The 24,522-nt window shown below is 61.2% G+C and carries 25 protein-coding genes; 19 read left to right on the forward strand and 6 right to left on the reverse strand.

Annotation, left to right across the window (positions count from 1 at the left end; translation table 11 throughout):
* Window positions 1-125 precede the first annotated feature (125 nt).
* Window positions 126-1,418 carry an MFS transporter gene (locus PG899_RS18385; RefSeq protein WP_024944091.1) on the forward strand — a complete coding sequence of 431 codons (1,293 nt, stop codon included), beginning with the start codon at window positions 126-128 and terminating at the stop codon, window positions 1,416-1,418.
* 66 nt (window positions 1,419-1,484) lie between these two features.
* Here the strand turns inward: PG899_RS18385 and ahpF are convergent, their stop codons facing one another.
* The 3 genes from ahpF to PG899_RS18400 form a co-directional block, all read right to left on the reverse strand.
* On the reverse strand, window positions 1,485-3,065 hold the full coding sequence (ahpF, locus tag PG899_RS18390; RefSeq protein WP_024944090.1) for an alkyl hydroperoxide reductase subunit F: 1,581 nt from the start codon (window positions 3,063-3,065) through the stop codon (window positions 1,485-1,487).
* A 93-nt stretch (window positions 3,066-3,158) separates the two neighbouring features.
* Window positions 3,159-3,725, reverse strand: a complete 567-nt coding sequence (ahpC, locus tag PG899_RS18395; protein ID WP_011705621.1) for an alkyl hydroperoxide reductase subunit C — start codon at window positions 3,723-3,725, stop codon at window positions 3,159-3,161.
* Between the two features lie 654 nt (window positions 3,726-4,379).
* Window positions 4,380-4,826, reverse strand: coding sequence for a CBS domain-containing protein (locus tag PG899_RS18400; protein WP_011705622.1), 447 nt, complete (start codon window positions 4,824-4,826; stop codon window positions 4,380-4,382).
* Window positions 4,827-5,038: 212 nt separating this feature from the next.
* Between PG899_RS18400 and queA the strand changes: the two genes are divergently transcribed.
* From queA to nlpI, 7 genes are all read left to right on the forward strand, one after another.
* Window positions 5,039-6,106, forward strand: coding sequence for a tRNA preQ1(34) S-adenosylmethionine ribosyltransferase-isomerase QueA (gene queA / locus PG899_RS18405; RefSeq protein WP_024944089.1), 1,068 nt, complete (start codon window positions 5,039-5,041; stop codon window positions 6,104-6,106).
* A gap of 70 nt (window positions 6,107-6,176) precedes the next feature.
* On the forward strand, window positions 6,177-7,313 hold the full coding sequence (tgt, locus tag PG899_RS18410) for a tRNA guanosine(34) transglycosylase Tgt (protein WP_010634306.1): 1,137 nt from the start codon (window positions 6,177-6,179) through the stop codon (window positions 7,311-7,313).
* 50 nt (window positions 7,314-7,363) lie between these two features.
* Entirely contained in the window at window positions 7,364-7,699 is a 336-nt protein-coding gene (gene yajC / locus PG899_RS18415; RefSeq protein WP_011705624.1) for a preprotein translocase subunit YajC, read from the forward strand.
* A gap of 18 nt (window positions 7,700-7,717) precedes the next feature.
* Entirely contained in the window at window positions 7,718-9,571 is a 1,854-nt protein-coding gene (gene secD / locus PG899_RS18420; protein ID WP_016350391.1) for a protein translocase subunit SecD, read from the forward strand.
* A gap of 9 nt (window positions 9,572-9,580) precedes the next feature.
* A complete protein-coding gene (gene secF / locus PG899_RS18425; RefSeq protein ID WP_017410226.1) occupies window positions 9,581-10,528 on the forward strand; it encodes a protein translocase subunit SecF in 948 nt (315 codons plus the stop codon).
* Between the two features lie 99 nt (window positions 10,529-10,627).
* Complete coding sequence (locus PG899_RS18430) at window positions 10,628-10,996, forward strand: rhodanese-like domain-containing protein (RefSeq protein WP_190283638.1); 369 nt, start codon at window positions 10,628-10,630, stop codon at window positions 10,994-10,996.
* Window positions 10,997-11,086: 90 nt separating this feature from the next.
* Window positions 11,087-12,034 (forward strand): lipoprotein NlpI, encoded by a 948-nt coding sequence (nlpI, locus tag PG899_RS18435; RefSeq protein WP_280940144.1) that lies wholly within the window; start codon window positions 11,087-11,089, stop codon window positions 12,032-12,034.
* Between the two features lie 117 nt (window positions 12,035-12,151).
* Here nlpI and PG899_RS18440 read toward each other — a convergent pair whose 3' ends face one another.
* Window positions 12,152-13,024 carry a U32 family peptidase gene (locus PG899_RS18440; RefSeq protein WP_024944088.1) on the reverse strand — a complete coding sequence of 291 codons (873 nt, stop codon included), beginning with the start codon at window positions 13,022-13,024 and terminating at the stop codon, window positions 12,152-12,154.
* A gap of 12 nt (window positions 13,025-13,036) precedes the next feature.
* The gene (ubiU, locus tag PG899_RS18445) at window positions 13,037-14,032 is read right to left on the reverse strand and encodes a ubiquinone anaerobic biosynthesis protein UbiU (protein ID WP_024944087.1); all 996 of its coding nucleotides are present in this window, start codon (window positions 14,030-14,032) and stop codon (window positions 13,037-13,039) included.
* Window positions 14,033-14,222: 190 nt separating this feature from the next.
* On the opposite strand from ubiU, the gene ubiT reads away from it, so the two are divergent.
* Window positions 14,223-14,762: a ubiquinone anaerobic biosynthesis accessory factor UbiT gene (gene ubiT / locus PG899_RS18450; RefSeq protein ID WP_024944086.1), complete on the forward strand. Its 540-nt coding sequence runs from the start codon at window positions 14,223-14,225 to the stop codon at window positions 14,760-14,762.
* Here ubiT and PG899_RS18455 read toward each other — a convergent pair.
* Window positions 14,709-15,125 (reverse strand): hypothetical protein, encoded by a 417-nt coding sequence (locus PG899_RS18455; protein WP_011705632.1) that lies wholly within the window; start codon window positions 15,123-15,125, stop codon window positions 14,709-14,711. The genes ubiT and PG899_RS18455 overlap by 54 nt on opposite strands.
* Before the next feature lie 179 nt (window positions 15,126-15,304).
* Between PG899_RS18455 and trmJ the strand changes: the two genes are divergently transcribed.
* The 10 genes from trmJ to pepB (PG899_RS18505) all read left to right on the forward strand — a co-directional run bounded on the left by trmJ (window position 15,305) and on the right by pepB (PG899_RS18505) (window position 24,365).
* A complete protein-coding gene (gene trmJ, locus PG899_RS18460; RefSeq protein WP_024944084.1) occupies window positions 15,305-16,030 on the forward strand; it encodes a tRNA (cytosine(32)/uridine(32)-2'-O)-methyltransferase TrmJ in 726 nt (241 codons plus the stop codon).
* Between the two features lie 93 nt (window positions 16,031-16,123).
* A complete protein-coding gene (gene iscR / locus PG899_RS18465) occupies window positions 16,124-16,627 on the forward strand; it encodes a Fe-S cluster assembly transcriptional regulator IscR (protein ID WP_011705634.1) in 504 nt (167 codons plus the stop codon).
* A 57-nt stretch (window positions 16,628-16,684) separates the two neighbouring features.
* Window positions 16,685-17,899, forward strand: a complete 1,215-nt coding sequence (locus tag PG899_RS18470) for an IscS subfamily cysteine desulfurase (protein ID WP_005299763.1) — start codon at window positions 16,685-16,687, stop codon at window positions 17,897-17,899.
* Window positions 17,900-17,939: 40 nt separating this feature from the next.
* Window positions 17,940-18,323: a Fe-S cluster assembly scaffold IscU gene (gene iscU / locus PG899_RS18475; protein WP_005299770.1), complete on the forward strand. Its 384-nt coding sequence runs from the start codon at window positions 17,940-17,942 to the stop codon at window positions 18,321-18,323.
* 15 nt (window positions 18,324-18,338) lie between these two features.
* Window positions 18,339-18,662 (forward strand): iron-sulfur cluster assembly protein IscA, encoded by a 324-nt coding sequence (gene iscA / locus PG899_RS18480; RefSeq protein ID WP_011705636.1) that lies wholly within the window; start codon window positions 18,339-18,341, stop codon window positions 18,660-18,662.
* A gap of 122 nt (window positions 18,663-18,784) precedes the next feature.
* On the forward strand, window positions 18,785-19,303 hold the full coding sequence (gene hscB, locus PG899_RS18485; protein WP_024944083.1) for a co-chaperone HscB: 519 nt from the start codon (window positions 18,785-18,787) through the stop codon (window positions 19,301-19,303).
* Window positions 19,304-19,331: 28 nt separating this feature from the next.
* Complete coding sequence (hscA, locus tag PG899_RS18490) at window positions 19,332-21,179, forward strand: Fe-S protein assembly chaperone HscA (protein WP_024944082.1); 1,848 nt, start codon at window positions 19,332-19,334, stop codon at window positions 21,177-21,179.
* A 1-nt stretch (window position 21,180) separates the two neighbouring features.
* A complete protein-coding gene (gene fdx / locus PG899_RS18495; RefSeq protein ID WP_005299781.1) occupies window positions 21,181-21,519 on the forward strand; it encodes an ISC system 2Fe-2S type ferredoxin in 339 nt (112 codons plus the stop codon).
* A 157-nt stretch (window positions 21,520-21,676) separates the two neighbouring features.
* Window positions 21,677-22,978 carry an aminopeptidase PepB gene (gene pepB, locus PG899_RS18500; protein WP_024944081.1) on the forward strand — a complete coding sequence of 434 codons (1,302 nt, stop codon included), beginning with the start codon at window positions 21,677-21,679 and terminating at the stop codon, window positions 22,976-22,978.
* Window positions 22,979-23,081: 103 nt separating this feature from the next.
* Entirely contained in the window at window positions 23,082-24,365 is a 1,284-nt protein-coding gene (pepB, locus tag PG899_RS18505) for an aminopeptidase PepB (protein ID WP_024944080.1), read from the forward strand.
* Window positions 24,366-24,522 lie beyond the last annotated feature (157 nt).

A 24,522-nucleotide genomic window follows, 5' to 3' on the forward strand; every position in this document is an offset into this window, starting at 1 on the left:
TCATGGGATACCCAGCAAGCATAGCCCGCGGTCCGCGCCCTGGCGGGGCGCTCGGGTTGAAGTGGGCGGGAAGCAGACGGTACCATGGTTGTTTTGCTCACGATTGAGCCAATCAGGGAGACCCCATGACACTCGCAAGGTTCCTCTCACCCCTGACCAGTCTGGTGATCTTCATTCTGGGCCATGGCATGTTCAACACCCTGCTGACGGTGCGCCTGTCTGCCGAGCAGGTATCGGCCCAGGCCATCGGCCTGGTATCGGCCGCTTACTTTGGCGGACTGGTGCTGGGGGCCTTCGTCAATGCCCGCCTCATCATCCGGGTAGGTCACATCCGGGCTTATGCGGCCTATGCCTCCCTGCTCTGCTTTCTGTTTCTGCTGCACGGCATGGTGGTGGAGCCGCTGAGCTGGGCGGCGCTGCGGCTGGTAGGGGGCTTTGCCACCGGCGGCCTGTTCGTGGTGCTGGAGTCCTGGATGCTGGTCTCCAGCACGCCGGCCAACCGGGGCCGGCTGATGTCCCTCTACATGATCCTGCTCTACGGCTCCCTGGCCATGGGGCAACTACTGCTCAAGTGGGTGGATCCCATGGTGCTGACCCCGTTCGCCCTGTGCGCCATGGCGGCGACCCTGTCGGTGATCCCGCTGGCGATTTCCCGGGTAGCGACCCCGGCCATGGTAGCCCCCCAGCCGGTCGGCGTGCTGGAGCTGGTGCGGCTCACCCCGGCGGGGATGGGCAGCAGCTTTACCTCCGGCCTCATCCTCGGGGCCATCTACGGCCTGCTGCCGCTCTATTTTACCGACAGCGGTTCGTCGCTCTCCAAGGTGGCGGACATGATGGCGTTGGTGATCCTGGGGGGCATGTGCCTGCAGTACCCCATCGGTCGCCTCTCCGATCGCTACGACAGGCGGCTGGTGATCCTGCTGCTCGGTGCCGTGCTGGCGCTGCTGGCCCTGTTGATGGTGCTGTTGCCCGCCGGCTGGCGCGAGCCGCTGATGGGGGGCCTGGTGTTCCTGCTGGGCGGCATGGCGTTCTCTATCTACCCCTTGAGCCTCAGCCACGCCTGCGACGAGCTGCGTCCGGATCAGGTGCTGGGGGCCAATCAGGGATTGCTGCTCGCCTACAGCCTGGGGGCCATGACCGGGCCGCTGCTGGCGCCTTTTGTCATGGCGCAGTTCGGGCCAGAGGGGCTGTTCGTCTACTTCGCCCTCTGTGGCCTGCTGCTGACAGGGTATCTTGGCTGGCGCAAGCGGCAGCGGGCCCCCATTCCGCTGGCCGATCATCAGGTGTTCATCCCGGTGCCGCCCAATACCCCCATGACGGCGGAGCTGGAGCCGAGAACGGATCTGGCTGGGGAGGCAGTACCCGCCAGCTATGCCACCCCCGGATCGGATGAGGGCCAGCAGACGAAGGCTGGCTGAGTCGCGGGTGTGTAGAAACAAAAAAAGCCGACTCTGTGAGTCGGCTTTTTGTCCATCTGGTCGTTGTCAGGCGGTGACGGCGTCAGCTTTGGTCGCTTCCGGCGCCGGATTGCGAATGAGGTAATCAAACGCCCCCAGTGCGGCGGTCGCCCCGGCGCCCATGGAGATGATGATCTGCTTGAACGGCACCGTGGTAGCGTCCCCTGCGGCGTAGACGCCGGGCAGGGAGGTGGCGCCCTTGGTGTCGATCTCGATCTCGCCAAAGCGGGTCAGGGCCACTTCGCTCCCTTTCAGGAACTCGGTGTTCGGCACCAGACCGATCTGGACGAAGATACCCGCCACCGCCAGATGCTTGATCTCGCCGGTGGTGCGATCTTCGTAATCCATGCCTACCACCTTGCTGCCATCACCGATCACTTCGGTGGTGCGGGCGCTCATGATGATGTCGATGTTGCCCATGGAGCGGGCCTTCTTCTGCAATACCTCGTCGGCGCGCAGAGTATCGGCAAACTCCACCACGGTGACGTGTTCGACAATACCGGCCAGATCGATGGCTGCCTCGATGCCGGAGTTGCCGCCCCCGATCACCGCAACCCGCTTGCCCTTGAAGAAGGGGCCGTCACAGTGCGGGCAGTAGGCCACGCCCTTGGTGCGGTACTCGAGCTCGCCCGGCACGTTCAGGTCGCGCCAGCGGGCACCGGTCGCCAGGATCACGGCGCGGCTCTTGAGGGTAGCGCCAGAGGCAAGATCCACGTTGACGTAGCCATCCTTGCTGATGGCGGCGGCGCGCTGCTCGGTGATCACTTCCACGCCATACTGCTTGACGTGCTGCTCCAGGCTCGCGGCCAGCTTGGGGCCTTCGGTGTAGGGCACGGAGATGAAGTTCTCGATGCCGACGGTGTCCATCACCTGGCCACCGAAACGCTCGGCGACGATGGCGGTGCGAATGCCTTTGCGAGCGGCATAGATGGCGGCGGCGGCGCCAGCCGGGCCACCACCGACGACCAGCACGTCGTAAGGCGCTTTTGCGCTCAGCTCTTCAGCTTTGCGTTCGGCGGCGCCGGTGTCGAGCTTGGCGACGATCTCTTCGAGCGAGATACGGCCCTGGCTGAACGGCTGACCGTTCAGGTAGACGTTCGGTACCGCCATGATCTGACGCTCGTTGACCTCGTCCTGGAACAGGGCACCGTCGATCATGGTGTGGGTGATGCCGGGGTTCAGGGTCGCCATCAGGTTGAGGGCCTGTACCACGTCCGGGCAGTTGTGGCAGGAGAGCGAAATGTAAGTCTCGAAGTGGAACTCGCCCTTGAGGTTGCGGATCTGCTCCTGCACGGCCGCATCGGCCTTGGAGGGGTGACCGCCGCTTTGCAGCAGGGCAAGGACCAGGGAGGTAAATTCATGACCCATGGGGATGCCGGCAAAATGAACGCGCGGGGCCTGGCCCTTCGGCGCGACGCTCATGGAAGGTTTGCGGGCATTGGTGCCAGAGGTCTGGGTAATCTTGGGGGACATCTCGGCGATCTCGCCGGCCAAGGCCAGCAGTTCGGCGGATTTGTCGCTGTCGTTGCCGGACACGCTGATCTCGATGGGATTGACGATGTACTGCAGATAGGTGTTCAGCTGTTGTTTGAGGTTGGTATCCAACATCTTCGAATTCCTTCTTTTGATTGCGGGTCGGCGTTTTGTCAGGCCAGAAAGCAGACCGGCCCTTGAACGGGCCGGTCTTCAGAGCGGGGAGGCTTAGATTTTGCCTACCAGATCCAGGGACGGGGCCAGGGTGGCGTCGCCTTCTTTCCACTTGGCCGGGCACACTTCACCCGGGTGAGCGGCAACGTACTGGGCAGCTTTGACCTTGCGCAGCAGTTCCAGTGCGTCACGGCCGATACCGCCTGCGTTGATCTCAACGATCTGGATGATGCCTTGCGGGTCGATGACGAAGGTTCCGCGGTCAGCCAGACCGGCTTCTTCGATCATCACGCCGAAGTTGCGGGTGATGGTGCCGGTCGGGTCGCCGATCATCGGGTACTGGATCTTCTGGATGGTGTCAGAAGTGTCGTGCCAGGCCTTGTGGGTGAAGTGGGTATCGGTGGAGACGGAGTAGATCTCGACGCCCAGCTTCTGGAATTCGGCGTAGTTGTCGGCCAGGTCACCCAGCTCGGTCGGGCAGACGAAGGTGAAGTCAGCCGGGTAGAAGAACACCACTGACCACTTGCCTTTCAGGTCAGCGTCAGACACCTGAACGAATTTGCCATTGTGGTAGGCGGTGGCGTTGAACGGCTTGATTTCAGTGTTGATGTAGGTAGACATGTATTTGCTCCTTGGTGATGTACATATGCCTGTCTGGGTTTGAAGAGTCGTGCCGGACGAGGCGTTTAACTTTCGATGGATTCATCATAGGGACTTTTCCTAATCGATCAAAGCCGCAATTTTGAATCACTTAAATCTACTTATTAGATAAACCATGGCTGCTGTACCTAACATGAATATCGCCGGCATGCCGGGATAACTCCTTGTCGAGATTCAACATCTGTGCGCGGCTTCGGCTTTTCAAGGGGCAAGTGGCAGTCTGCCAACCGCAGAGAAGTGGAGGTTGCTGCCTTGCGACGCACAGGCGCGCACGGGGACGAGGGGGAGGGGAAACGCGCGGATAAAAAAATCCCGGCGTCGTCGCAAGGACAAGGCCGGGTCATCAAACAAGGAATGGCTATATAAACAAAAGCTTTACAGCAAAGACTAACTACGGGGTGTGCAAACTTGCAGACATATGAGAGGAAGAGGACGGGTGCACAATCCCTCGTCTTCCGCTCGGCAACTATTGCATGACGGTCATGATAGTGTGATGCAGATCACAAAGCAAGGTTGTGGTGTAATTTTTCAATCAAAATGAAAGTGTTTCAGCTTTTTTGCCGATCAAGTGCGCTGAAAACGCTTTTATTGTAATTTTATTACATGAAATTGAGATCAAAAGTCGCCAGGCGGCTCCTGCTCCTCCATCAGTTCCAGCAGGTTGATGGCGACGGCAATGAAGTCCGACTCGGTGACGATGCCGATCAACTTGCGCCCTTTGAGTACCGGCAGGCAGCCATATCTGTGTCGTTGCAGGTAGAGCGCCGCCTCCTTGATGCCGGCGTGGGGATCCACGCTCGCCACCTGGCGGGTCATGATCTCGTCGAGCTGCACGCTGTCGGTGAACTCCGCCTCCCGCTCCGGATTGATCAGCAGCAGTTTGGACTCGCGGGTGGCCAGGATGTCGGAGAGGGTGACCAGGCCCAGCAGATGATGCTGTTCGTCAACGATGGGGATGTGGCGGATCCGCTCCTGCTGCATCAGATCCATCGCCTGTTTGACGCTGTTTTCCGGACCCAGGGTGAAGGGGTGTTCAGTCATGATCTCGGATAGGGTCATCATGGTGGGCCTCCTTGTGTATCTGCTTTCACCCTAGCCCAGCCCCCCTCGGCAAAACATGATCAGGGTCAATACAAAACCTTAAAGGTTTTTTAACTGGCCCTGCTTCACATAATTGCTCGCTATCCCTTGTCTCCCTTGGGTTTTTGGTCTTTTGGGTTGCCTTGGAAGAAGGGGATAACTAGACTAGCCGCCGATTCCCCCCGAGGTGAAAGATGCAAGTATCCGATTTTCATTTTGATCTGCCAGACGAGCTGATTGCCCGCTATCCCATGACGGAACGTACCGCCAGTCGTCTGTTGCAGCTCGATGGTCAAACTGGCGCACTGCGCCACGGTCAATTTGTGGATGTGCTGGACCAGCTCAACCCCGGCGATCTGCTGGTGTTCAACAACACCCGTGTCATTCCGGCGCGCATGTTTGGCCAGAAGGCCAGCGGCGGCAAGCTGGAGGTGCTGGTGGAGCGGATGCTGGACGAGCACAGCGTGCTGGCCCATGTGCGCTCTTCCAAATCCCCCAAGCCCGGTACCCGGCTCATTCTGGATGGCGGGGCCGACGGTGAGAAAGTTGAAGCCGAGATGCGCGCCCGTCACGATGCCCTGTTCGAGATCCACTTCCTCGACCCCCGCCCCGTGCTGGAAATCCTGGAAGCCATCGGCCACATGCCGCTGCCCCCTTACATCGACCGTCCCGACGAGGATGCCGACAAGGAGCGCTACCAGACCGTCTACAACCAGAAGCCGGGGGCCGTGGCGGCGCCAACAGCCGGCCTGCACTTCGACGAGCCCCTGCTCGAGAAGATCCGTGCCAAGGGGGTGGAAACGGCGTTCGTTACCCTGCACGTCGGGGCGGGCACCTTCCAGCCGGTGCGGGTGGACAAGATTGAAGATCACCACATGCACTCGGAGTATGCCGAGGTGCCGCAGGAGGTGGTGGATGCCATTGCCGCAACGCGCGCCCGCGGTGGCCGGGTGATTGCAGTGGGGACCACCTCGGTGCGATCACTGGAGAGCGCGGCCAAGGTAACCCTGGCCCAGGGCAAGCCGCTGGCGCCGTTCTTCAGCGACACCGACATCTTCATCTTCCCCGGTTACCAGTTCCAGGTGGTCGATGCCATGGTCACCAACTTCCATCTGCCGGAGTCGACCCTGATCATGCTGGTCAGCGCCTTTGCCGGCTACGACAACGTGATGGCGGCCTACCAGGCGGCCGTGGCGGAGCAGTACCGTTTCTTCAGCTACGGGGACGCCATGTTCGTCACCCGTTGCCGGGCGCAGGCATAAACCGCGCCCTTTATACCGGGCCCTCGGGCCCCCTACTGTCAGACTGTTTCTCTGACGCAACGAGGTAGCAATGAAATTTGAACTGAAAACCACTGACGGCCGTGCCCGTCGCGGCCAGCTGGTATTCGAGCGCGGCACCGTGCAGACCCCGGCCTTCATGCCAGTCGGCACCTACGGCACCGTCAAGGGGATGACCCCGGAAGAGGTGCGTGAGACTGGCGCCCAGATCCTGCTTGGCAACACCTTCCACCTCTGGCTGCGGCCGGGGCAGGAAGTGATGCGCGCCCACGGCGATCTGCATGACTTCATGAACTGGCAGGGCCCGATCCTGACCGACTCCGGCGGTTTCCAGGTGTTCAGCCTGGGCCACATTCGCAAGATCACCGAGGCGGGGGTGCACTTCCGTCACCCCATCAACGGCGAGAAGATCTTCCTCGACCCCGAGAAATCCATGGAGATCCAGTACGATCTGGGCTCCGACATCGTGATGATCTTCGATGAGTGCACGCCGTACCCGGCCACTTACGAAGAGGCGCGCAAGTCCATGGAGATGTCCCTGCGTTGGGGCAAGCGTTCGCGCGACAAGTTCGATGCGCTCGGCAACAAGAACGCCCTGTTCGGCATCATCCAGGGTTCCGTGTACGAAGATCTGCGGGATGTGTCGCTGGACGGCCTCTTGGAGATCGGCTTCGACGGCTACGCGGTCGGTGGTCTGGCGGTGGGTGAGCCGAAAGAGGATATGCATCGCATCCTCGAGCACGTCTGCCCGAAAATCCCGGCCGACAAGCCGCGCTACCTGATGGGCGTGGGCAAGCCGGAAGATCTGGTGGAAGGGGTGCGCCGCGGTATCGACATGTTCGACTGCGTGATGCCGACCCGCAACGCCCGCAACGGCCACCTGTTCACCACCGACGGGGTGGTCAAGATCCGCAACGCCAAGTATCGCGAGGACACCAGCACCCTGGATGCCGACTGCGATTGCTACACCTGCAAGAACTACACCCGCAGTTATTTGTACCATCTGGACAAGTGCAACGAGATCCTCGGTGCCCGTCTGAACACCATTCACAACCTGCGTTATTACCAGCGTGTGATGCAGGGTTTGCGGGACGCGATCGAGCAGGGTAAATTAGACGACTTTGTAACTGAGTTTTACCGTCGGCAAGGGAAGCCCGTGCCTCCGTTAGCTGAAAATGACGTGAAATAACAACGATATATAAGCTAGTTTTCAAATCTACATCAATAAGAGGTTGTTAAATGAGCATTATCTCCAAGGCGTATGCAGAAGGCGCAGTTCCGGGTGCACAGGGTGGTGGCATGGAAATGATCATCATGCTGGCCGTATTCGGCCTCATCTTCTACTTCATGATCTATCGCCCCCAGGCCAAGCGCGCCAAAGATCACCGCAACCTGATGAGCTCCCTCTCCAAGGGTGACGAAGTCCTCACTTCCGGTGGCCTGGTTGGCAAGATAGCCAAAGTATCCGCCGACAGCGAATACCTCGTGCTGGCCCTGAACGATCAGACCCAGGTCACCATCAAACGTGACTTCGTCTCTGCCGTTCTGCCCAAGGGTTCTATCCAGTCCCTCTAATCTCCCGAGGAGCACAGCGTGTTAAATCGCTATCCGCTGTGGAAATACCTGATGGTGGTCGTGGTGATCGCCATCGGTTTTCTATATGCAGCCCCCAATCTTTACGGCGAAGACCCGGCCTTGCAGATCTCTGCCAGCCGGGGGGCCGAAGTCAAGCTGGACACCCTTGACCTGGTGAAAGAGACGCTCGATGCGGCTCAGATCCCGGTCAAGCATGCGGCGTTCGAGCACGGCTTCATCCTGGTTCGTTTCAAAAATACCGAAGAGCAGCTCAAGGCGCGCGACATCGTCGCCAACAAGCTGGGCGACAACTTCATTACCGCTCTCAACCTGGCCCCTTCCACGCCTGCCTGGCTCGAAGCCATTGGCGCCAACCCGCTCAAGCTGGGTCTGGACCTGCGCGGCGGTGTGCACTTCCTGATGGAAGTGGACATGGCCGAGGCGCTGACCAAGCAGCAAGAGCAGATGGTGCAGGATTTCCGCTCCGAGCTGCGTACCCAGAAGATCCGTTATTCCGGCGTGCGCCGGGCCGGTGATCAGGTACAGGTGCTGTTCCGTGACGAGGCCGATCAGGCCAAGGCCATCTCTCACCTGCGTCGTCAGAACCCGGATCTCACCTTCACCACCGAGCAGAAGGGGGACGAGTTCGTCCTGCTGGCCTCCTTGAGTGAAGCCAAGATCAAGGAAGTGAAGAAGTACGCCCTCGAGCAGAACATCACCATCATCCGCAACCGGGTGAACGAGTTGGGCGTGGCCGAGCCGCTGGTACAACAGCAGGGTGCCGAGCGCATCGTGGTGGAACTGCCCGGCATTCAGGACACCGCCCGTGCCAAGGAGATCCTGGGCGCGACCGCGACCCTGGAATTCCACATGGTCGATGAGACCGCCGACATCCAGGCCGCGGCCGATGGTCGGGTGCCGCCGAGCTCCAAGGTCTACAACGATCGCAACGGACGTCCGGTGGTGCTGCAAAAGCGCATCATCCTGACCGGTGACCACATCGTGGGTGCCCAGTCTGGTTTCGACGAATACAGCCGTCCCCAGGTCAACATCAAGCTTGATGGCCAGGGTGGCAACAAGATGGCCAACTTTACCAAGGACAACGTTGGTAAGGGCATGGCTACCGTGTTCATCGAATACAAGCCGGTCGGTCAGCCGGGTCCGGACGGCAAGCGCAAGTTCCGCAAGCAGGAGGAGGTGATCAACGTCGCCACCATCCAGTCGCGCCTTGGCAGCCAGTTCCGCATCACCGGCATCGACAACGCCAACGAAGCCCATAACCTGGCGCTGCTGCTGCGAGCCGGTGCGCTGATCGCCCCGATCCAGATCGTCGAAGAGCGCACCATAGGCCCGAGCCTGGGTCAGCAGAACATCGACAGCGGTATGGAAGCCATCGGCTGGGCCATGCTGGTGATCGTGCTGTTCATGGGGATCTACTACCGTGCGTTCGGCTGGGTGGCCAACATCGCCCTCACCATGAACCTGGTGCTGATCGTCGGTATCATGTCGATGATCCCGGGGGCCACCATGACCCTGCCGGGCATCGCCGGTATCGTCTTGACGCTGGGTATGGCGGTGGATGCCAACGTGCTGATCTACGAGCGTATTCGTGAAGAGATCCGCAACGGTCGCGGGGTGCAGCAGGCCATCCATCTGGGCTTTGATCGGGCATTCTCGACCATCGCCGACTCCAACGTCACCTCGCTCATCACCTGTGTGATCCTGTTCGGTATCGGTACCGGCGCCATCAAGGGCTTCGCCCTGACGCTGGGGATTGGTCTGAGTGCTTCCATGTTTACCGCCATCACGGTATCCCGCGCCATCATCAACCTGGCCTGGGGTGGACGGCGCCTCGACAAGCTGCCGATCTAAGGAAGAGACATGTTTCAGATTCTACATTTTGAAAAGCCCATTCCCTTCATGCGCTATGCCAAGCCGGGTGTGGTCTTCTCTACCCTGCTGATGGTGATCTCCCTGTTCTTCCTGTTCGACCGGGGCCTGAACTGGGGCCTGGACTTCACCGGCGGTACCACCATCGAGGTGGGGTTCCAGCAGTCAGTGAGCCTGGACAAGGTGCACCAGGTGCTGGATGAGCAGAAGATTGAAGGGGCGACCCTGCAACACTTCGGCTCCAGCCGTGACGTCCTGTTCCGCCTGACCCCGAAAGAGGGGGTCAAGGTGGAGCAGCAGGGCAACGAGGTGCTGGCGGCGGCCAAGCTGATCGATCCTGCGGCCGTGCTCAAGCGCGTCGAGTTCGTCGGCCCTTCGGTGGGTGACGAGCTGGCGACCGACGGTGCGCTGGCCATGCTGGCCTCCATCATCTGTATCCTGATCTACGTGGCGGTGCGCTTCGAATGGCGTCTGGCCATGGGGGGCATTCTCTCCCTGGTGCACGACGTGGTGATCACCCTCGGCGTCTTTGCCTACTTCCAGTACGAGTTCGACCTGACCGTGCTGGCGGCATTGATGACCCTGGTGGGTTACTCCCTGAACGACACCATCGTGGTGTTCGACCGGTTGCGGGAGAACTTTCGCAAGGTGCGCAAGGGGGATACCGAGTACATCCTGGATCTCTCCATGACCGAGACCCTGAGCCGGACCATCATCACCTCGGGGTTGACCTTCGTGGTGGTGCTGGCGCTGCTGCTCAAGGGCGGTCCGCTGATCCACGGTTTCTCGGTGGCCATGGTGATCGGTGTCGCCTTCGGCACCTACTCCTCCATCTATGTGGCGAGCTCGTTCGCCATGTTCTTCGGGGTCAAGCGGGAGCACATGCTGCCGACCCAGGTGGAAAAAGAGGGCGCGGATCAGCAAGAGATCCTGCCGTAAATGACAAGGGCGCCGCGAGGCGCCCTTTCTCTTATCGTCCGGGTGAGTCATTATGACGGTTTCACCCACGGCTGTTGGCCAACAGGCAAGGAGCAAGCCATGCAACACAATCCCCGTTTTCTGGCACTGGTAGAGGCCATTTGTCCCCATGTGCGGGAGACCGACGTGCACCAGATCAAACGTTGGCAGGATGAGGGGCGCACCTTTCACTTGGTCGACGTGCGGGAAGAGAGCGAGTGGGCCAGAGGCCATCTGCCGGGGGCGACCTACCTCGGTCGTGGCGTGATCGAGCGGGACATCGAGACCCGTTATCCGGATCCCGACACCGAGCTCTACCTCTATTGTGGTGGGGGATTTCGCTCCATTCTGGTGGCGGAGAACCTGCAGAAGATGGGCTACGGTCGGGTGGTCAGTGTCGATGGTGGCTTTCGGGGCTGGTGTGATGCCGGATACCCTGTCGAATCCTGATTTATTTGAGGGAGAGAGGCTCAGCCACATGACAAAGTGTCGGCTGACCTTTACCATATGCCGGGTCAAGCGTAAGCGTCGGAGTGTTCATTGAACGTCAGGAAAGGGATTGGATACCTCCTTGGTATCCTGTTGCTGCTCCCCATGTGGGGTTGCAGCAGTAGCAGTCAGGTTGAAGCGCCTCAAGTTCCCAAGCCGCAACCCGCTTCACTGGTATTGGCGACCCCCCTGCAGGTCTCTTACCAGAGCGAGTTGGCGTTGGCGCGACTCGGGCAGATGCTCAGTGAGATGGAATTGACCACGGAGCAACGGGCTGAACTGTTTTATGAGCGTGCTGTCGTGTTTGACCGGGTAGGCTTGCGCTCCCTGGCGCGGCTGGATTTCAACCGCGCCTTGCGGGAGAAGCCGGATTTTGCCGAAGCCTACAACTTCATCGGCGTCTATCTGGTGCAGCAGCAGAATTATGACGAGGCCTACGAGGCATTTGATTCCGCCCTCGAGCTGGCTCCCGATTATGACTATGCCTACCTGAACCGTGGCATTGCGCTCTATTACGGCAATCGTCCCGAGCTGGCCGCGGCCGATATGAAGCGCTTCTACGAGGCGCAGCCGGAAGACCCCTACCGGGTGATCTGGCTCTATCTGGCCGAACAGAAGCTCAATGCACCGGCCGCCATGAGCCGGATGCGCGAGCGGCTCAACAAGTATGATGACGATGCTTGGAACTGGGATCTGGTGCGCCTCTATACCGGTGAACTCAATGCCACCCAGTTGATGGGCAATGTGGTGAAAGGGGTGAAGGACAACCGGGAGCTCGCCGAGCGCCTGTGCGAAACCTACTTCTACCTCGGCAAGTTTGAACTGGCCAAGGGCAACCGCAAGGAAGCCATCAGCTACTTCAAGCTGGCGCTCGCCAACAACGTGTATGACTTCATCGAGCACAGATATGCCCTGCTCGAACTGGAGCTGATGGCGCGCAAACCCCTGCCGCCCGGTGCCCAGAGTGCCCAGGGCAAGAGCAGCAAGCAAGCATCCTAAGCTTGCCCTGTTGCCGGTTTGAATGATGTAGAAAAGGCCTCATTGCGAGGCCTTTTTGCTGTCCGGGTGTCAGACGTGGCGATATGAGTCACCCCCGTCGGACGGTACATCGCTGGCTCACTGTGCCAGCATCATGCCGGGGATCTGGCGCCAGTAGCCGTTGCAGTCGCGCTCCTGCTGCAGGGGCAGGGGAGCCTGGCCCTGCTGGTTGGCCTTGAAGCGCTCCAGCATCGTCAGGGTATCCAGCCCCTCGGGGGAGAGGCGCACCACATCCACCAGACCTTCCATCCCGGCCAGGTCGTTGCCCAGGTTGTAGCAGTAACCGGACTGGGTCTGGATGCCGTTGAGGTTGAACACCTTCTGCCCTTCACGGCTGCTGGCGAGCCGGCCGGTGGGGTAGTCGATGCAGGCCAGTTCGCAGTTGTCCTTGGGCCGGTCGAGGGAGCGGGCGGTGAAGCAGCGTGCCGAGTAGGCGAGCGGCAGGTGGCCGTAGGCGAACACCTCCACCTCGAACTGCTGGCGGGCACTGCCCAGATCCTGATTGAGCTGCACCAGCCAGTCGCGGGAGAGCTCCACCGGCATCACCCAGCGCTGCATCCCCTGTTTGAGCAACATGCGCAGCACGTCGGCGTTGTAGGCGTTGATGGCGGGGCCGCAGACGAACGGCAGCCCGGCTTCACTGGCGAGCTGGACCGCTCCCAGATCGTTGGCCTCGATCATCAGCTCGCCGTTGTCGACCAGCCGCTTGACCTCCTTGAGCTCTGAGGGGGCGGAGATGAGCGCCAGCGTGGAGAGCACCGCCTGCTTGCCCGAGCCGGCCACCTGACGGGCGAGGGCAATCCAGTCGTCCACTTTCAGTTCGCGGCGCTTGCTGCAGACAGTTTCCCCCAGATAGACGATGTCGGCCTGGCTGGCGGCGGCCGCCTGATAGAAGCCCTGGGTGTCGGCCTTGGGCCAGTAGAAGAGCAGGGGGCCGAGAGAGAATTTCATGAACAGGGCTCCTTATTGCCACTGGCGATGGTAGGCACCGAGGGTGGTCTGGCTCCCCTCGGAGACGCGGGCGAGCTGGGCATCCCACTCGGCCTTGACCTGATAGGCTTCCGGGTTGGCCTGATAGGCGTCGATGGCGGCGCGCCAGACCCGGGTGACCTGCTCCACGTAGGCGGGGCTGCGTTGGCGTCCTTCAATCTTGACCGACTGGATACCGGTCTGGAACAGCTCGGGCAACAGGCCAAGGGTGTTGAGGCTGGTGGGCTCCTCCAGCGCGTGGTAGGTCTGGCCATCTACCTCGAAGCGGCCCTTGCACAGAGTCGGGTAACCGGCGTTTTCCCCCGGGCCGTAGCGGTCGATCAGCACCTCGTTGAGGCGAGACTCGAGGCCGCTCGGGGTCTCCTCCCAGCGCACGAACTTGGCCGGTGAGCAGGCGCCGACGGTATTGGGGCTCTCGCCGGTCATGTAGGAGGAGAGGTAGCAGCGCCCCTCCGCCATGATGCAGAGGCTGCCGAAGGCGAACACCTCGAGGCCGACGTCGGTCTCACGGGCCAGCTGCCTCACCTGATGCATGGAGAGGACGCGGGGCAACACCACCCGACCGATGTTGAAGTGCTGCTGGTAGAAGCGGATGGCGGCGGCGTTGGTGGCGCTGGCCTGCACCGAGACGTGCAGTTCCAGATCCGGGTAGCGGCGGCTGGCATAGTCGAGCACGGCGAGGTCGGCGATGATCAGGGCATCGGCCCCCAGTGCGGCGCCCTTGTCCACCGCCTGCTGCCAGCGGGCATCGGAGCCCGGGTGGGTGAAGGTGTTGATGGCGATGTGCAGTTTGCGGCCATGCTGGTGCACATAGTCGACCGCTTTCTCCAGCTTGCTGTCGGTGAAGTTGAGCCCGGCGAAATGGCGGGCGTTGGTGTCATCCTTGAAGCCGATATAGACCGCATCGGCCCCGTTATCCACGGCTGTTTTCAGTGCCGGCAAACTGCCTGCCGGACAGAGTAATTCCATCGGGTACGCTCCGAGAGGGCAAAAAATGCAAAAGTGGCCCGATTGTATTCACCGGCGTCCTTCCACTTTTTGACCTGAGGCAGCTTTGTGTGGCTTTACCCTTCTTGAGGTAAGTGGGCACAAGTTTGATTTCCAACAGGATCATGGCTGCGGCCCTGTGCTTGAATGCGCAAAAAACTGGGAGTTTATCGTGTTTCAACAACTGCAACGTCGCCTGGTCGAACAGGCTCCCCGCATTCTGCGCCATCCTCTCAAACTGGTGCCATTTTCCTTGCAGCAGAACCTGATGGAGCGCCTGCTGGCCAGCGTGTTCAAAGAGGCCATCGCAGATGGCGACTTTGAATTTCTGGCGAGCAAGTGGCTCAAGGTCGAAGTCTCGGATCTGGAGCTGTGCTGGTTCATCAGCGAGCAGGATGGCAAGCTGGTGGTGGCGCGTCACTGCGAGCAGGCCGATGTCTGTTTCAGCGGCACTACCAACGACCTCATCCTGATTGCCGGGCGCAAGGAAGATCCCGACTCTCTCTTTTTCCAGCGCAAGCTGAAGATTGAAGGGAACACCGAGTTGGGTCTGGAGGTGAAAAACCTGATGGACAGCCTGGATCTGGATGGATTGCCAAGCCTGGTGCGTTATCCCTTGCTGGATCTTGCCACCTTCATCGAGCGGGCAAAGGCGGGATCAGCGCAAGAGGCGCACTCTGCGCCGGCGGGTGGGGTTGCGCCTCAGTTGTGAGACCAGCCCATCGGCATGGTGGCGGTAGTGATTGCGAGCCCACAGGCAGCGACAGGCCCACAGACAGGGCAGCAGTGCCAGCAGGGCGCCGGCGTTGGGAAGGCGCGAGAGCAGCAGACCCAGCGCCAGCCAGATAAACGGCTGGGCTTCGTAGAGCCACTCCGGCTGGAACCAGCGTTTGGTCGGGAAGATGACCAGATCGGTACGCCGATAGCTGGATCGCATCATCCAGACGGTGGCGCCGGCGACAAACAGCAAGGTGCCCGCCAGCCAGAGCAGCGGGGAGTGGCTGAGCAGGATGATGCCGACCGCCACCAGCAGATAGCAGACCGGCAACCTCTCATAAAGCCAGCGTGGGCACATGTTGCCTCCACTTTTCACCTTCCCATCCTTCAAGTCTAGCCAGTCAGCACACCCGCCTCATACCGCTTTGTTCTGCAAAACGGCGTCATTGTTGTGAATTGGCGCGCCATTTACGGTGCCAAAATAGCGATTGGCTATGTTACAATTGCGCGCCATTTTTGACTGAAGATTGACTGGGCATGTTGGATCAGATTCGTATCGTGTTGGTAAACACTTCTCACACCGGCAACATGGGCTCTGCGGCGCGCGCCATGAAGACCATGGGCTTGAGCCAGATGGTGCTGGTTGATCCGCAAGCACAGCCCGATGACAACGCCTATGCGCTGGCCGCCGGTGCCAGCGATCTGCTGGCCAATGCCCGTATCGTGTCGACCCTGGATGAAGCCATTGCGGATTGTGGTCTGGTCATCGGTACCAGTGCCCGCTCCCGTACCCTGAGCTGGCCCATGCTGGACCCCCGCGAAGCGGGCGAAAAGCTGGTAACCGAGGGGATGCAGCATCCGGTGGCGCTGGTATTTGGCCGTGAACGCACCGGGCTGACCAACGACGAGCTGCAAAAGTGCCACTACCACGTGGCCATTGCGGCCAATCCGGAGTACAGCTCCCTCAACCTGGCCATGGCGGTGCAGACCCTCTGCTATGAGGTGCGGATGTACTGGCTGCAGCAGGAACAGGTCGGCGAGACCGACATGGCGGTGGATTATCCCAGCGCCGAGCAGCTGGAAGGCTTCTATCAGCATCTGGAGCAGACGCTGCTCAAGACCGGCTTCATCGCCGACGATCATCCGGGACAGGTCATGAGCAAGCTGCGCCGCCTGTTCAACCGGGCTCGTCCGGAGGCGGTGGAACTCAACATCTTGCGCGGGATTCTGACCTCGGTGCAAAAACCGAGACCGCAGGATTAAACCCGACTGGATTACTCAACCATATACTTGACTGATTTAGTCGGGTATGTGACCATATGCCCATATTGATTGGTTCGCAAAACGGTAAGGCATATGAGACTGACCTCAAAAGGACGTTACGCTGTGACTGCCATGCTCGACGTGGCGTTGCATGCAGAACAGGGGCCCGTGCCCCTGGCTGATATTTCGGAGCGCCAGGGCATCTCCTTGTCCTATCTGGAGCAGCTGTTTGCCCGCCTGCGCAAGCATGGCCTGGTGAGCAGCGTGCGTGGTCCGGGCGGCGGTTATCGCCTCGGTCTGGCGCCGAATGCCATCTCGGTCGGTCAGGTGATCACCGCGGTCGACGAATCGGTGGATGCCACCAAGTGCCTCGGCAAGGGCGGCTGCCACGGCGGCACCCAGTGCCTCACTCACTCCCTGTGGCGTGACCTGAGCGAGCGGATCTCCAGCTTCTTGGGGGACATCACCCTGGCTGAGCTGGTTGATCAGGCCGATGTGCGCCGGATTGCCGGCAAGCAAGATGAACAAATGAAAACCGTGTTGTCCCTGGTAGACCGGGCAGAACGCGGCGATGTGAGCTTGAAAGTCCAACTATAAACAAACGTGCTTTCCACAGCTGGTCGATGTATGACCCTGGCTGTAACGGAGAAAAACATGAAACTGCCTATTTACCTTGATTATTCGGCAACCTGTCCGGTGGACCCGCGTGTCGCAGAAAAAATGATGCAGTGTCTCACCATGGATGGCCTGTTCGGCAATCCAGCTTCCCGTTCCCACCGCTTTGGCTGGCAAGCCGAAGAGGCGGTCGATCTGGCCCGTAATCAAGTGGCAGAGCTGATCGGTGCCGACCCGCGCGAGATCGTCTTCACCTCCGGGGCGACTGAATCCAACAACCTCGCCATCAAGGGCGTCGCCCATTTCTACGCCGGCAAGGGCAAGCACATCGTTACCTCCAAGACCGAACACAAGGCGGTACTGGATACCTGTCGCCAGCTGGAGCGTGAAGGCTATGAGGTAACCTACCTCGAGCCGATGCCCAATGGCCTGTTCACCCTGGAACAGATCGAAGGCGCCCTGCGTGATGACACCATCCTGGTCAGCATCATGCACGTCAACAACGAGATCGGCGTGGTGCAGAACATTGCCGCCATCGGCGAGTTGTGCCGCTCCCGCAAGATCCTGCTGCATGTGGATGCGGTACAGAGCGTGGGCAAGATCCCGGTCGACGTGGAAGCGCTCAAGGTTGACCTGCTCTCCATGTCCGCCCACAAGGTATACGGCCCGAAAGGCATTGGTGCCCTCTACGTGCGTCGCAAGCCGCGTGTGCGCCTGGAAGCCCAGATGCACGGTGGAGGCCACGAGCGCGGCATGCGTTCCGGCACCCTGCCGACTCACCAGATCGTCGGCATGGGCGAAGCCTTCCGCATCGCCAAGGAAGAGATGGTGAGCGAAGGTCAGCGCATCATGGCCCTGCGTCAGCGTCTGTGGGACGGCATCAAGGATATCGAAGAGGTCTACATCAACGGTGACCTGGAACAGCGTGTGCCGGGCAACCTCAACGTCAGCTTCGCCTATGTGGAAGGGGAATCCCTCATCATGGCGCTGAAGGATCTGGCGGTCTCTTCCGGTTCTGCCTGTACCTCGGCCAGCCTGGAGCCCTCCTACGTGCTGCGCGCACTGGGCCTGAACGACGAGCTGGCGCACAGCTCCATCCGTTTCAGCATGGGTCGCTTCACCACCGAGGAAGAGATTGATTACGCAATCAAGCTTATCCGTGACTCCATCGGTCGTCTGCGCGAGATGTCTCCCCTGTGGGAGATGTACAAGGACGGCGTCGATCTGAACACGGTCGAATGGGCTCATCACTGATCCGCGGATCGGTGTTCAACGGAATTAGCAGGAGTTAGATATGGCTTACAGTGAAAAAGTAATCGACCACTACGAGAACCCCCGTAACGTAGGCGGCTTCGACAAGAACGATCCCAGCATCGCTACCGGCATGGTCGGTGCACCGGCCTGTGGTGACGTGATGAAGCTGCAGCTGAAGATCAGCGACGACGGCATCATCGAAGATGCCAAGTTCAAGACCTACGGTTGTGGTTCCGCCATCGCCTCCAGCTCCCTAGTGACCGAATGGGTCAAGGGCAAGACCCTGGATGAAGCGGCCGGTATCAAGAACACCGACATCGCCGAAGAGCTGGCGCTGCCACCGGTGAAGATCCACTGCTCCATTCTGGCCGAGGATGCCATCAAGGCCGCCATCGCCGATTACAAGCAGAAGAAAGGTCTCTAAGGTCAGGAGCGCAGTATGGCCATTACCATGACAGATGCCGCAGCGGCACGGGTTTCCTCGTTTCTGACCAACCGGGGCAAGGGCATCGGCCTGCGCCTCGGCGTCAAGACCACCGGCTGCTCGGGTCTTGCCTATGTGCTCGAGTTCGTCGATGAGCTGGCAGATGAAGATCAGGTATTCGAGCAGGACGGGGTCAAGATCATCGTCGATGCCAAGAGTCTGATCCACCTGGATGGCACCGAACTGGATTTCGTCAAGGAGGGTCTCAACGAGGGCTTCCAGTTCAACAACCCCAACGCCAAGGGCGAGTGTGGTTGTGGCGAAAGCTTCAGTGTCTGAGATGTGTGCAACACATGATCGCTTGTCCGTTGAACTGGTCGGCCACGGCCGGTTCAACCATGCCGCTTCGCCCACCTGAGCGCGAGCGGCATGGGGGCAGCATCAGTGTCTAAGAGGTCTGCATGAATTATTTCGAGCTGTTTGGGCTGGTTGAAGGCTTCGAGCTCGATACCCGTCAGCTGGCAGAGACCTACCGCCAGTTGCAAACCCAATTTCATCCCGATCGTTTTGCCACCGCCCCCGAGCGGGAGCAGCTGGCTGCGGTGCAACGTGCCGCCCAGATCAACGATGCCTTCACTACCCTCAAGGCGCCCCTGCGCCGAGCCGAGTACCTGCTCTCCCTGCGTGGCACCGAACTTCGTGGCGAGCAACAGACGTTGCAAGATACCACATTTCTGATGCAGCAACTGGAGTGGCGCGAACGGCTGGCCGACCTGAAAGGGGAGACTGACCCTGAGCGTGCCATCAAGGATTTTCGCCAAGAGATCAGGCATGATCACCAGCTGTTGATGCAGCAGCTGACCCAGGCCCTCGCCACAGGCGAGGATCCGCGAGCGGCTGATTGTGTTCGCAAACTCAAGTTTGTCGACAAGCTCCTCGAGGAGCTGGAACGATTCGAAGACTCGCTGTTCGAGTCTTGATCCTTTAACGCTGGAAGTTTGATTACCCATGGCATTACTGCAAATCGCCGAGCCCGGCCAGAGCGCCGCACCTCATCAGCACAAACGTGCCGTTGGCATCGATCTTGGCACCACCAACTCGCTGGTCGCCGCCGTGCGCAGCGGTCAGGCCGATACCCTCTGCGACGAGCAGGGGCGTGATCTGCTGCCCTCCGTCGTACATTATCAGGCTGACACCATTCGGGTCGGCGTCGATGCCAAGCGCGAGGCCGCCCTCGACCCGCACAACACCATCGTTTCCGCCAAGCGGATGATGGGCAAGGCGCTGGCCGACATCGATACCCGCCAGCAACCCTATCAATTTGTGGCGGCCGACAACGGCATGCCGCAGCTGCAGACCCGTCAAGGGCTGGTCAACCCGGTTCAGGTCTCGGCCGAGATCCTCAAGAAACTGGCCGAGCGTGGCGCTGCCGCCCTCGGTGGCGATCTCGACGGCGTGGTCATCACGGTGCCCGCCTATTTCGATGACGCCCAGCGCCAGGGTACCAAGGATGCGGCCCGCCTGGCCGGCCTGCACGTGCTGCGCCTGCTCAACGAACCGACCGCCGCCGCCATCGCCTATGGCCTCGACTCCGGTCAGGAAGGGGTGATCGCCGTCTACGACCTTGGTGGCGGCACCTTCGATATCTCCATCCTGCGCCTGCATCGCGGGGTATTTGAGGTGATGGCCACCGGTGGCGACTCGGCCCTCGGCGGCGATGATTTCGATCACCTGCTGGCAGACTGGTTGAAAGAACAAGCCGGTTTGACTGGCGAGCTGGATGCCCGTCTGCAGCGCGAGCTGCTGGATGTGGCCGCCGCCGTCAAACACGGTCTGACCGATGCCGACGCCGTTCCCTGCACCTTTGCCGGCTGGCATGGCTCTGTCACCCGCAACCAGTTTGACCAGCTGATCCAGCCGCTGGTCAAGCGCACCCTGCTGGCCTGCCGCCGCGCTCTACGCGATGCGGGGCTCGAGCAGGAGGAGGTGCTGGAAGTGGTGATGGTCGGCGGTTCGACCCGGGTTCCGCTGGTGCGCGAGCTGGTGGGCGAGTTCTTCCAGCGTCCGCCCTTGACCAGCATCGATCCGGACAAGGTGGTGGCCATCGGTGCCGCCATCCAGGCCGACATCCTGGTGGGCAACAAACCTGACGCCGAGATGCTGCTGCTGGACGTCATTCCGCTCTCCCTGGGTCTTGAGACCATGGGCGGCCTCGCCGAGAAGGTGATCCCGCGCAATACCACCATTCCGGTGGCCCGCGCCCAGGAGTTCACCACCTTCAAGGATGGCCAGACCGCGATGGCGATCCACGTGGTGCAGGGCGAGCGCGAGCTGGTGGCCGATTGCCGATCCTTGGCCCGCTTCACCCTGACCGGCATTCCGCCCATGGCGGCAGGGGCAGCACACATTCGCGTCACCTTCCAGGTGGATGCGGACGGTCTGCTGTCGGTCAGCGCCATGGAGAAATCCTCCGGCGTGCAGGCCGAGATCCAGGTCAAGCCCTCCTATGGACTGGGTGAGGATGACATCCTCAACATGCTGAGCGCCTCCATTGCCAACGCCCAGCAGGACATGGACGCCCGCATGCTGGCGGAACAGCAGGTTGAGGCCGACCGGGTGGTCGAGAGTCTCAACGCCGCCCTGGCCGCCGATGGCGAGGCTTTATTGAGCTCCGCCGAGCGGGCCGAGCTGGATGCCGCCATCGCCCATCTGCTGACCATGCGCAGCACGGGCACCACCAACCAGATCAAAGAGGCCATCGAGGCGGCGGACGCTGCCAGTGGCGAATTTGCAGCCCGCCGGATGGACGCCTCCATCCGCAAGGTGCTGACCGGACAAAACGTCAACAAGGTGTAATATGCCAAAACTGATTATTCTGCCCCATCCCGAGCTCTGTCCGGACGGCGCGGCCCTCGAAGGCGCGACCGGTGAAACCATTCTGGACATCGCGCTGCGCAACGGCATCGAGATCGAGCATGCCTGCGAGAAGTCCTGTGCCTGCACTACCTGCCATTGCGTGGTGCGGGAAGGCTTCGACTCCCTCGAGCCGAGCGACGAGCTGGAAGACGACATGCTGGACAAGGCGTGGGGGCTGGAGCCGGAATCCCGTCTCAGCTGCCAGGCCAGACTGGCGGACGAGGATCTGGTGGTGGAACTGCCCAAGTACACCCTGAATCTGGCGTCTGAGCGCCACTGATGACCCCTTAATTACACATGAGTGAATTGCGCGTGCAGCATCTCGTGGTGCAGTAATGATATGGTGAAGGCCGTGACCCTTGAGGGAGCGGCCTTTTTTGTGCCCGTGATTTCCCTATTCGTTGATGAAAGTGCCAATAAAAAGGAAGCAAGAGAACATGGCTGACATGATGAACGTACGGTTGTCTTCCCAGGCCGCCGCCGCCCACTGGGGCGAGGGTGCCCTGCTCAGTTTCAACGGCGACGAAGCCCATCTCCATCTGGGCAGTGGCCAGGAGAAGGAGGCGCTGCGCGCCATCCAGCGCGCTGCCAGACGCCTCGAGGCGAGCGGCATCAAGCGCGTCAAGCTGGTGGGTGAGGGCTGGAATGGGGAGCGTCGCTACGCCTTTGCCCAGGGCTTCTATGCCGCCAAGGGGGTTCGCGAGCTCGATTTCGGCGAGCAGAGCGACCAGGAGGCTGCCGAGCTGGCGGCTTTGCTCAAAGCGACCCGCTGGGTGCGCGAGGTGACCAACGGCTGCCCGCAGGAGATCTACCCCATGAGCCTGGCGGAATCCGCCCTGCTGCTCATCCGCAGTCTCGCCGGTGACAAGGTGACCGCCCGCATTACCGCCGGGGAGGCGCTGCAGGAGGCCGGTTACATCGGGATCTGGTCGGTGGGCCGCGGCAGCGAACGCGAACCGGTGCTGCTGGAGCTCGACTACAACCCGACCGGGGATGCCAATGCCCCCGTGCTGGCGGCGCTGGTGGGCAAGGGGATCACCTTCGATTCCGGCGGTTACTCCATGAAGTCTTCCGACAACATGCTGCCGATGAAGTCCGACATGGGCGGCGCTGCCATGGTGACCGGCGCGCTGGCGCTGGCCATCAGCCGCGGCCTGAACAAACGGGTCAAGCTGATCCTCTGCTGCGCCGAAAACCTGGTCTCCGGCCATGCCTTCAAGCTCGGCGACATCCTCACCTATCGCAACGGCATCTCGGTCGAGATCCAGAACACCGACGCGGAAGGTCGCCTAGTACTGGCTGACGGCCTGCTGGCCGCCAGCGAAAGCGGGGCTGCCTACATCCTCGACGCCGCCACCCTGACCGGCGCTGCCAAGACCGCGCTGGGTCGCGACTACAACGCCGTGTTTGCCCTCGATGAGGCCGAGCAGGCACGTGCGCTGGCTGCCGCCAAAGCCGAAAACGAGCAGGCCTGGGCGCTGCCGCTGGAGCCCTGGCATGCGGGCCAGCTCACCTCCGCCTTTGCCGAGCTTGGCAACGTGGCGTCCGCCGAAGGCACCGCAGGTGCGACCACGGCGGCGGCCTTCCTGTCGCGCTTCGTGCGTGACGAAGGCAAGGGCTGGGTGCACCTGGATCTGGCCGCTTCCTATCAGAAGTCGGGCAATGATCTGTGGGCGACCGGGGCCAAGGGCCACGGCCTGCGTACCATCGCTCGCTGGTTGCAGGAGGTGAGTGAATGAGAGTCTGGCTGAATCAAGCATTTGGTGAAGGCTTTGGAGAAGCGGCGAAAAGCGCCACGGCCTGCGTATTATCTGTCACCCGCTGGTTGCAGGAGGTGAGTGCATGAACATCTGGTTGAGCCGAGAATTTGCCGCTCCCGAGTGGGGTGAGGGGGCGCTGCTCTCCCACCGCGCCGACGGCATGGTGATCCATCTGGTGACCGCCAGCCCCTTGCTGGATATCCAGCAGGCGGCACGGCGTCTGTGCAGTCAGGGGATCCAGCAGGTGGTGCTGGCCGGTCACTGGGAGCGCGAGCAGCAGTGGGCCTTTGCCCAAGGGCTGCAGACCCCCAAGGTGGAGGTCGAACTGCAGTGGGCCACTTCGTCCGAGGAGGATCGAGAGGAGCTGGAGGCGCGCTGGCTGTGCGGACGCTGGGTGCGGGAGATGACCAATGCCACGCCGGAACAGCTGGGGCCGCTGGAGCTGGCGGTTGAAGCTGCTACCTTCATCACCGAGCTGGCACCGGACCGGATCAGTCATCGCATTCTCAAGGGGGAAGCCTTGCAGCAGGCGGGCTGGGTCGGTCTCTATCAGGTCGGCCGTGGCAGCGAGCGCGAGCCCGTGATGCTTGAGCTGGACTTCAACCCTAGCCGAGATCCCAAAGCTCCGGTGGCGGCAGCGCTGGTAGGCAAGGGCATCACCTTCGATTCCGGCGGCTACTCCATGAAGACCTCTCAGGGCATGTTGACCATGAAGCACGACATGGGCGGTGCCGCCATCGTCACCGGCGCCCTGGCACTGGCCATCCTGCGTGGCCTCGACAAGCGGGTGAAGCTCATCCTCTGCTGCGCCGAGAACCTGGTCTCCGGTCATGCCTACAAACTGGGTGACATCCTCACCTACAAGAACGGTACCACGGTGGAGATCGTCAACACCGATGCCGAGGGGCGGCTGGTGCTGGCCGACGGCCTGCAGCTGGCCGGGGATTCCGGCGCGCCTCTGGTCATCGATGCCGCAACTCTCACCGGGGCGGCGGTGATGGCGCTGGGGGGGCGTTACAATGCCCTGTTCGGGCTGGACAAGGGGCTGGTGAGCCGCGCCATGGGTTATGCTGATGCCGAACAGGAACCCGCCTGGCCGCTGCCGCTGGAACCCTGGCATCGCCAGCAGTGCCCGTCCCACTATGCCGACACCGCCAACAGCCGGCCCGTGCCTGGTGGCGGTCCGGGTGGTGCCTCCAACGCGGCGGGCTTCCTCTCCCGCTTCGTCGCCAATGAGGGGCAGGGCTGGCTGCACGTCGATCTCGCCGCCTGTTTCAGCGAGAACGGCGACAACCTGTGGGCGCCGGGGGCCAACACCCTGGGGATGCGCACCATCGCCCACACCCTGCTGGCGGAGGTCCGCTGACCGACAACGACAAGGGCACCTGCGGGTGCCCTTTCGACAGGGGGAGGGTGAGCAATAGCCTGGGTTTCAGGGGGTTAACATGACTATCGTGCACAAGCGCACATTTTTTCCTGCCGGCCTGGGCCAAGATGAGTGGTGATGTTGTTTTAGGGAAGAA

The organism is Aeromonas sp. QDB39 (assembly GCF_027707585.1).
GTDB lineage: Bacteria > Pseudomonadota > Gammaproteobacteria > Enterobacterales > Aeromonadaceae > Aeromonas > Aeromonas hydrophila.

What these genes read in the sequence shown, in the direction of transcription:
- PG899_RS18385 (WP_024944091.1), top strand. Translation starts at nt 126, where the DNA reads ATGACACTCGCAAGGTTCCTCTCACCCCTGACCAGTCTGGTGATCTTC.
- ahpF (WP_024944090.1), bottom strand. Translation starts at nt 3,065, where the DNA reads ATGTTGGATACCAACCTCAAACAACAGCTGAACACCTATCTGCAGTAC.
- ahpC (WP_011705621.1), bottom strand. Translation starts at nt 3,725, where the DNA reads ATGTCTACCTACATCAACACTGAAATCAAGCCGTTCAACGCCACCGCC.
- PG899_RS18400 (WP_011705622.1), bottom strand. Translation starts at nt 4,826, where the DNA reads ATGATGACCCTATCCGAGATCATGACTGAACACCCCTTCACCCTGGGT.
- queA (WP_024944089.1), top strand. Translation starts at nt 5,039, where the DNA reads ATGCAAGTATCCGATTTTCATTTTGATCTGCCAGACGAGCTGATTGCC.
- tgt (WP_010634306.1), top strand. Translation starts at nt 6,177, where the DNA reads ATGAAATTTGAACTGAAAACCACTGACGGCCGTGCCCGTCGCGGCCAG.
- yajC (WP_011705624.1), top strand. Translation starts at nt 7,364, where the DNA reads ATGAGCATTATCTCCAAGGCGTATGCAGAAGGCGCAGTTCCGGGTGCA.
- secF (WP_017410226.1), top strand. Translation starts at nt 9,581, where the DNA reads ATGTTTCAGATTCTACATTTTGAAAAGCCCATTCCCTTCATGCGCTAT.
- PG899_RS18430 (WP_190283638.1), top strand. Translation starts at nt 10,628, where the DNA reads ATGCAACACAATCCCCGTTTTCTGGCACTGGTAGAGGCCATTTGTCCC.
- PG899_RS18440 (WP_024944088.1), bottom strand. Translation starts at nt 13,024, where the DNA reads ATGAAATTCTCTCTCGGCCCCCTGCTCTTCTACTGGCCCAAGGCCGAC.
- ubiU (WP_024944087.1), bottom strand. Translation starts at nt 14,032, where the DNA reads ATGGAATTACTCTGTCCGGCAGGCAGTTTGCCGGCACTGAAAACAGCC.
- PG899_RS18455 (WP_011705632.1), bottom strand. Translation starts at nt 15,125, where the DNA reads ATGTGCCCACGCTGGCTTTATGAGAGGTTGCCGGTCTGCTATCTGCTG.
- trmJ (WP_024944084.1), top strand. Translation starts at nt 15,305, where the DNA reads ATGTTGGATCAGATTCGTATCGTGTTGGTAAACACTTCTCACACCGGC.
- iscR (WP_011705634.1), top strand. Translation starts at nt 16,124, where the DNA reads ATGAGACTGACCTCAAAAGGACGTTACGCTGTGACTGCCATGCTCGAC.
- PG899_RS18470 (WP_005299763.1), top strand. Translation starts at nt 16,685, where the DNA reads ATGAAACTGCCTATTTACCTTGATTATTCGGCAACCTGTCCGGTGGAC.
- iscU (WP_005299770.1), top strand. Translation starts at nt 17,940, where the DNA reads ATGGCTTACAGTGAAAAAGTAATCGACCACTACGAGAACCCCCGTAAC.
- iscA (WP_011705636.1), top strand. Translation starts at nt 18,339, where the DNA reads ATGGCCATTACCATGACAGATGCCGCAGCGGCACGGGTTTCCTCGTTT.
- hscB (WP_024944083.1), top strand. Translation starts at nt 18,785, where the DNA reads ATGAATTATTTCGAGCTGTTTGGGCTGGTTGAAGGCTTCGAGCTCGAT.
- hscA (WP_024944082.1), top strand. Translation starts at nt 19,332, where the DNA reads ATGGCATTACTGCAAATCGCCGAGCCCGGCCAGAGCGCCGCACCTCAT.
- fdx (WP_005299781.1), top strand. Translation starts at nt 21,181, where the DNA reads ATGCCAAAACTGATTATTCTGCCCCATCCCGAGCTCTGTCCGGACGGC.
- pepB (WP_024944081.1), top strand. Translation starts at nt 21,677, where the DNA reads ATGGCTGACATGATGAACGTACGGTTGTCTTCCCAGGCCGCCGCCGCC.
- pepB (WP_024944080.1), top strand. Translation starts at nt 23,082, where the DNA reads ATGAACATCTGGTTGAGCCGAGAATTTGCCGCTCCCGAGTGGGGTGAG.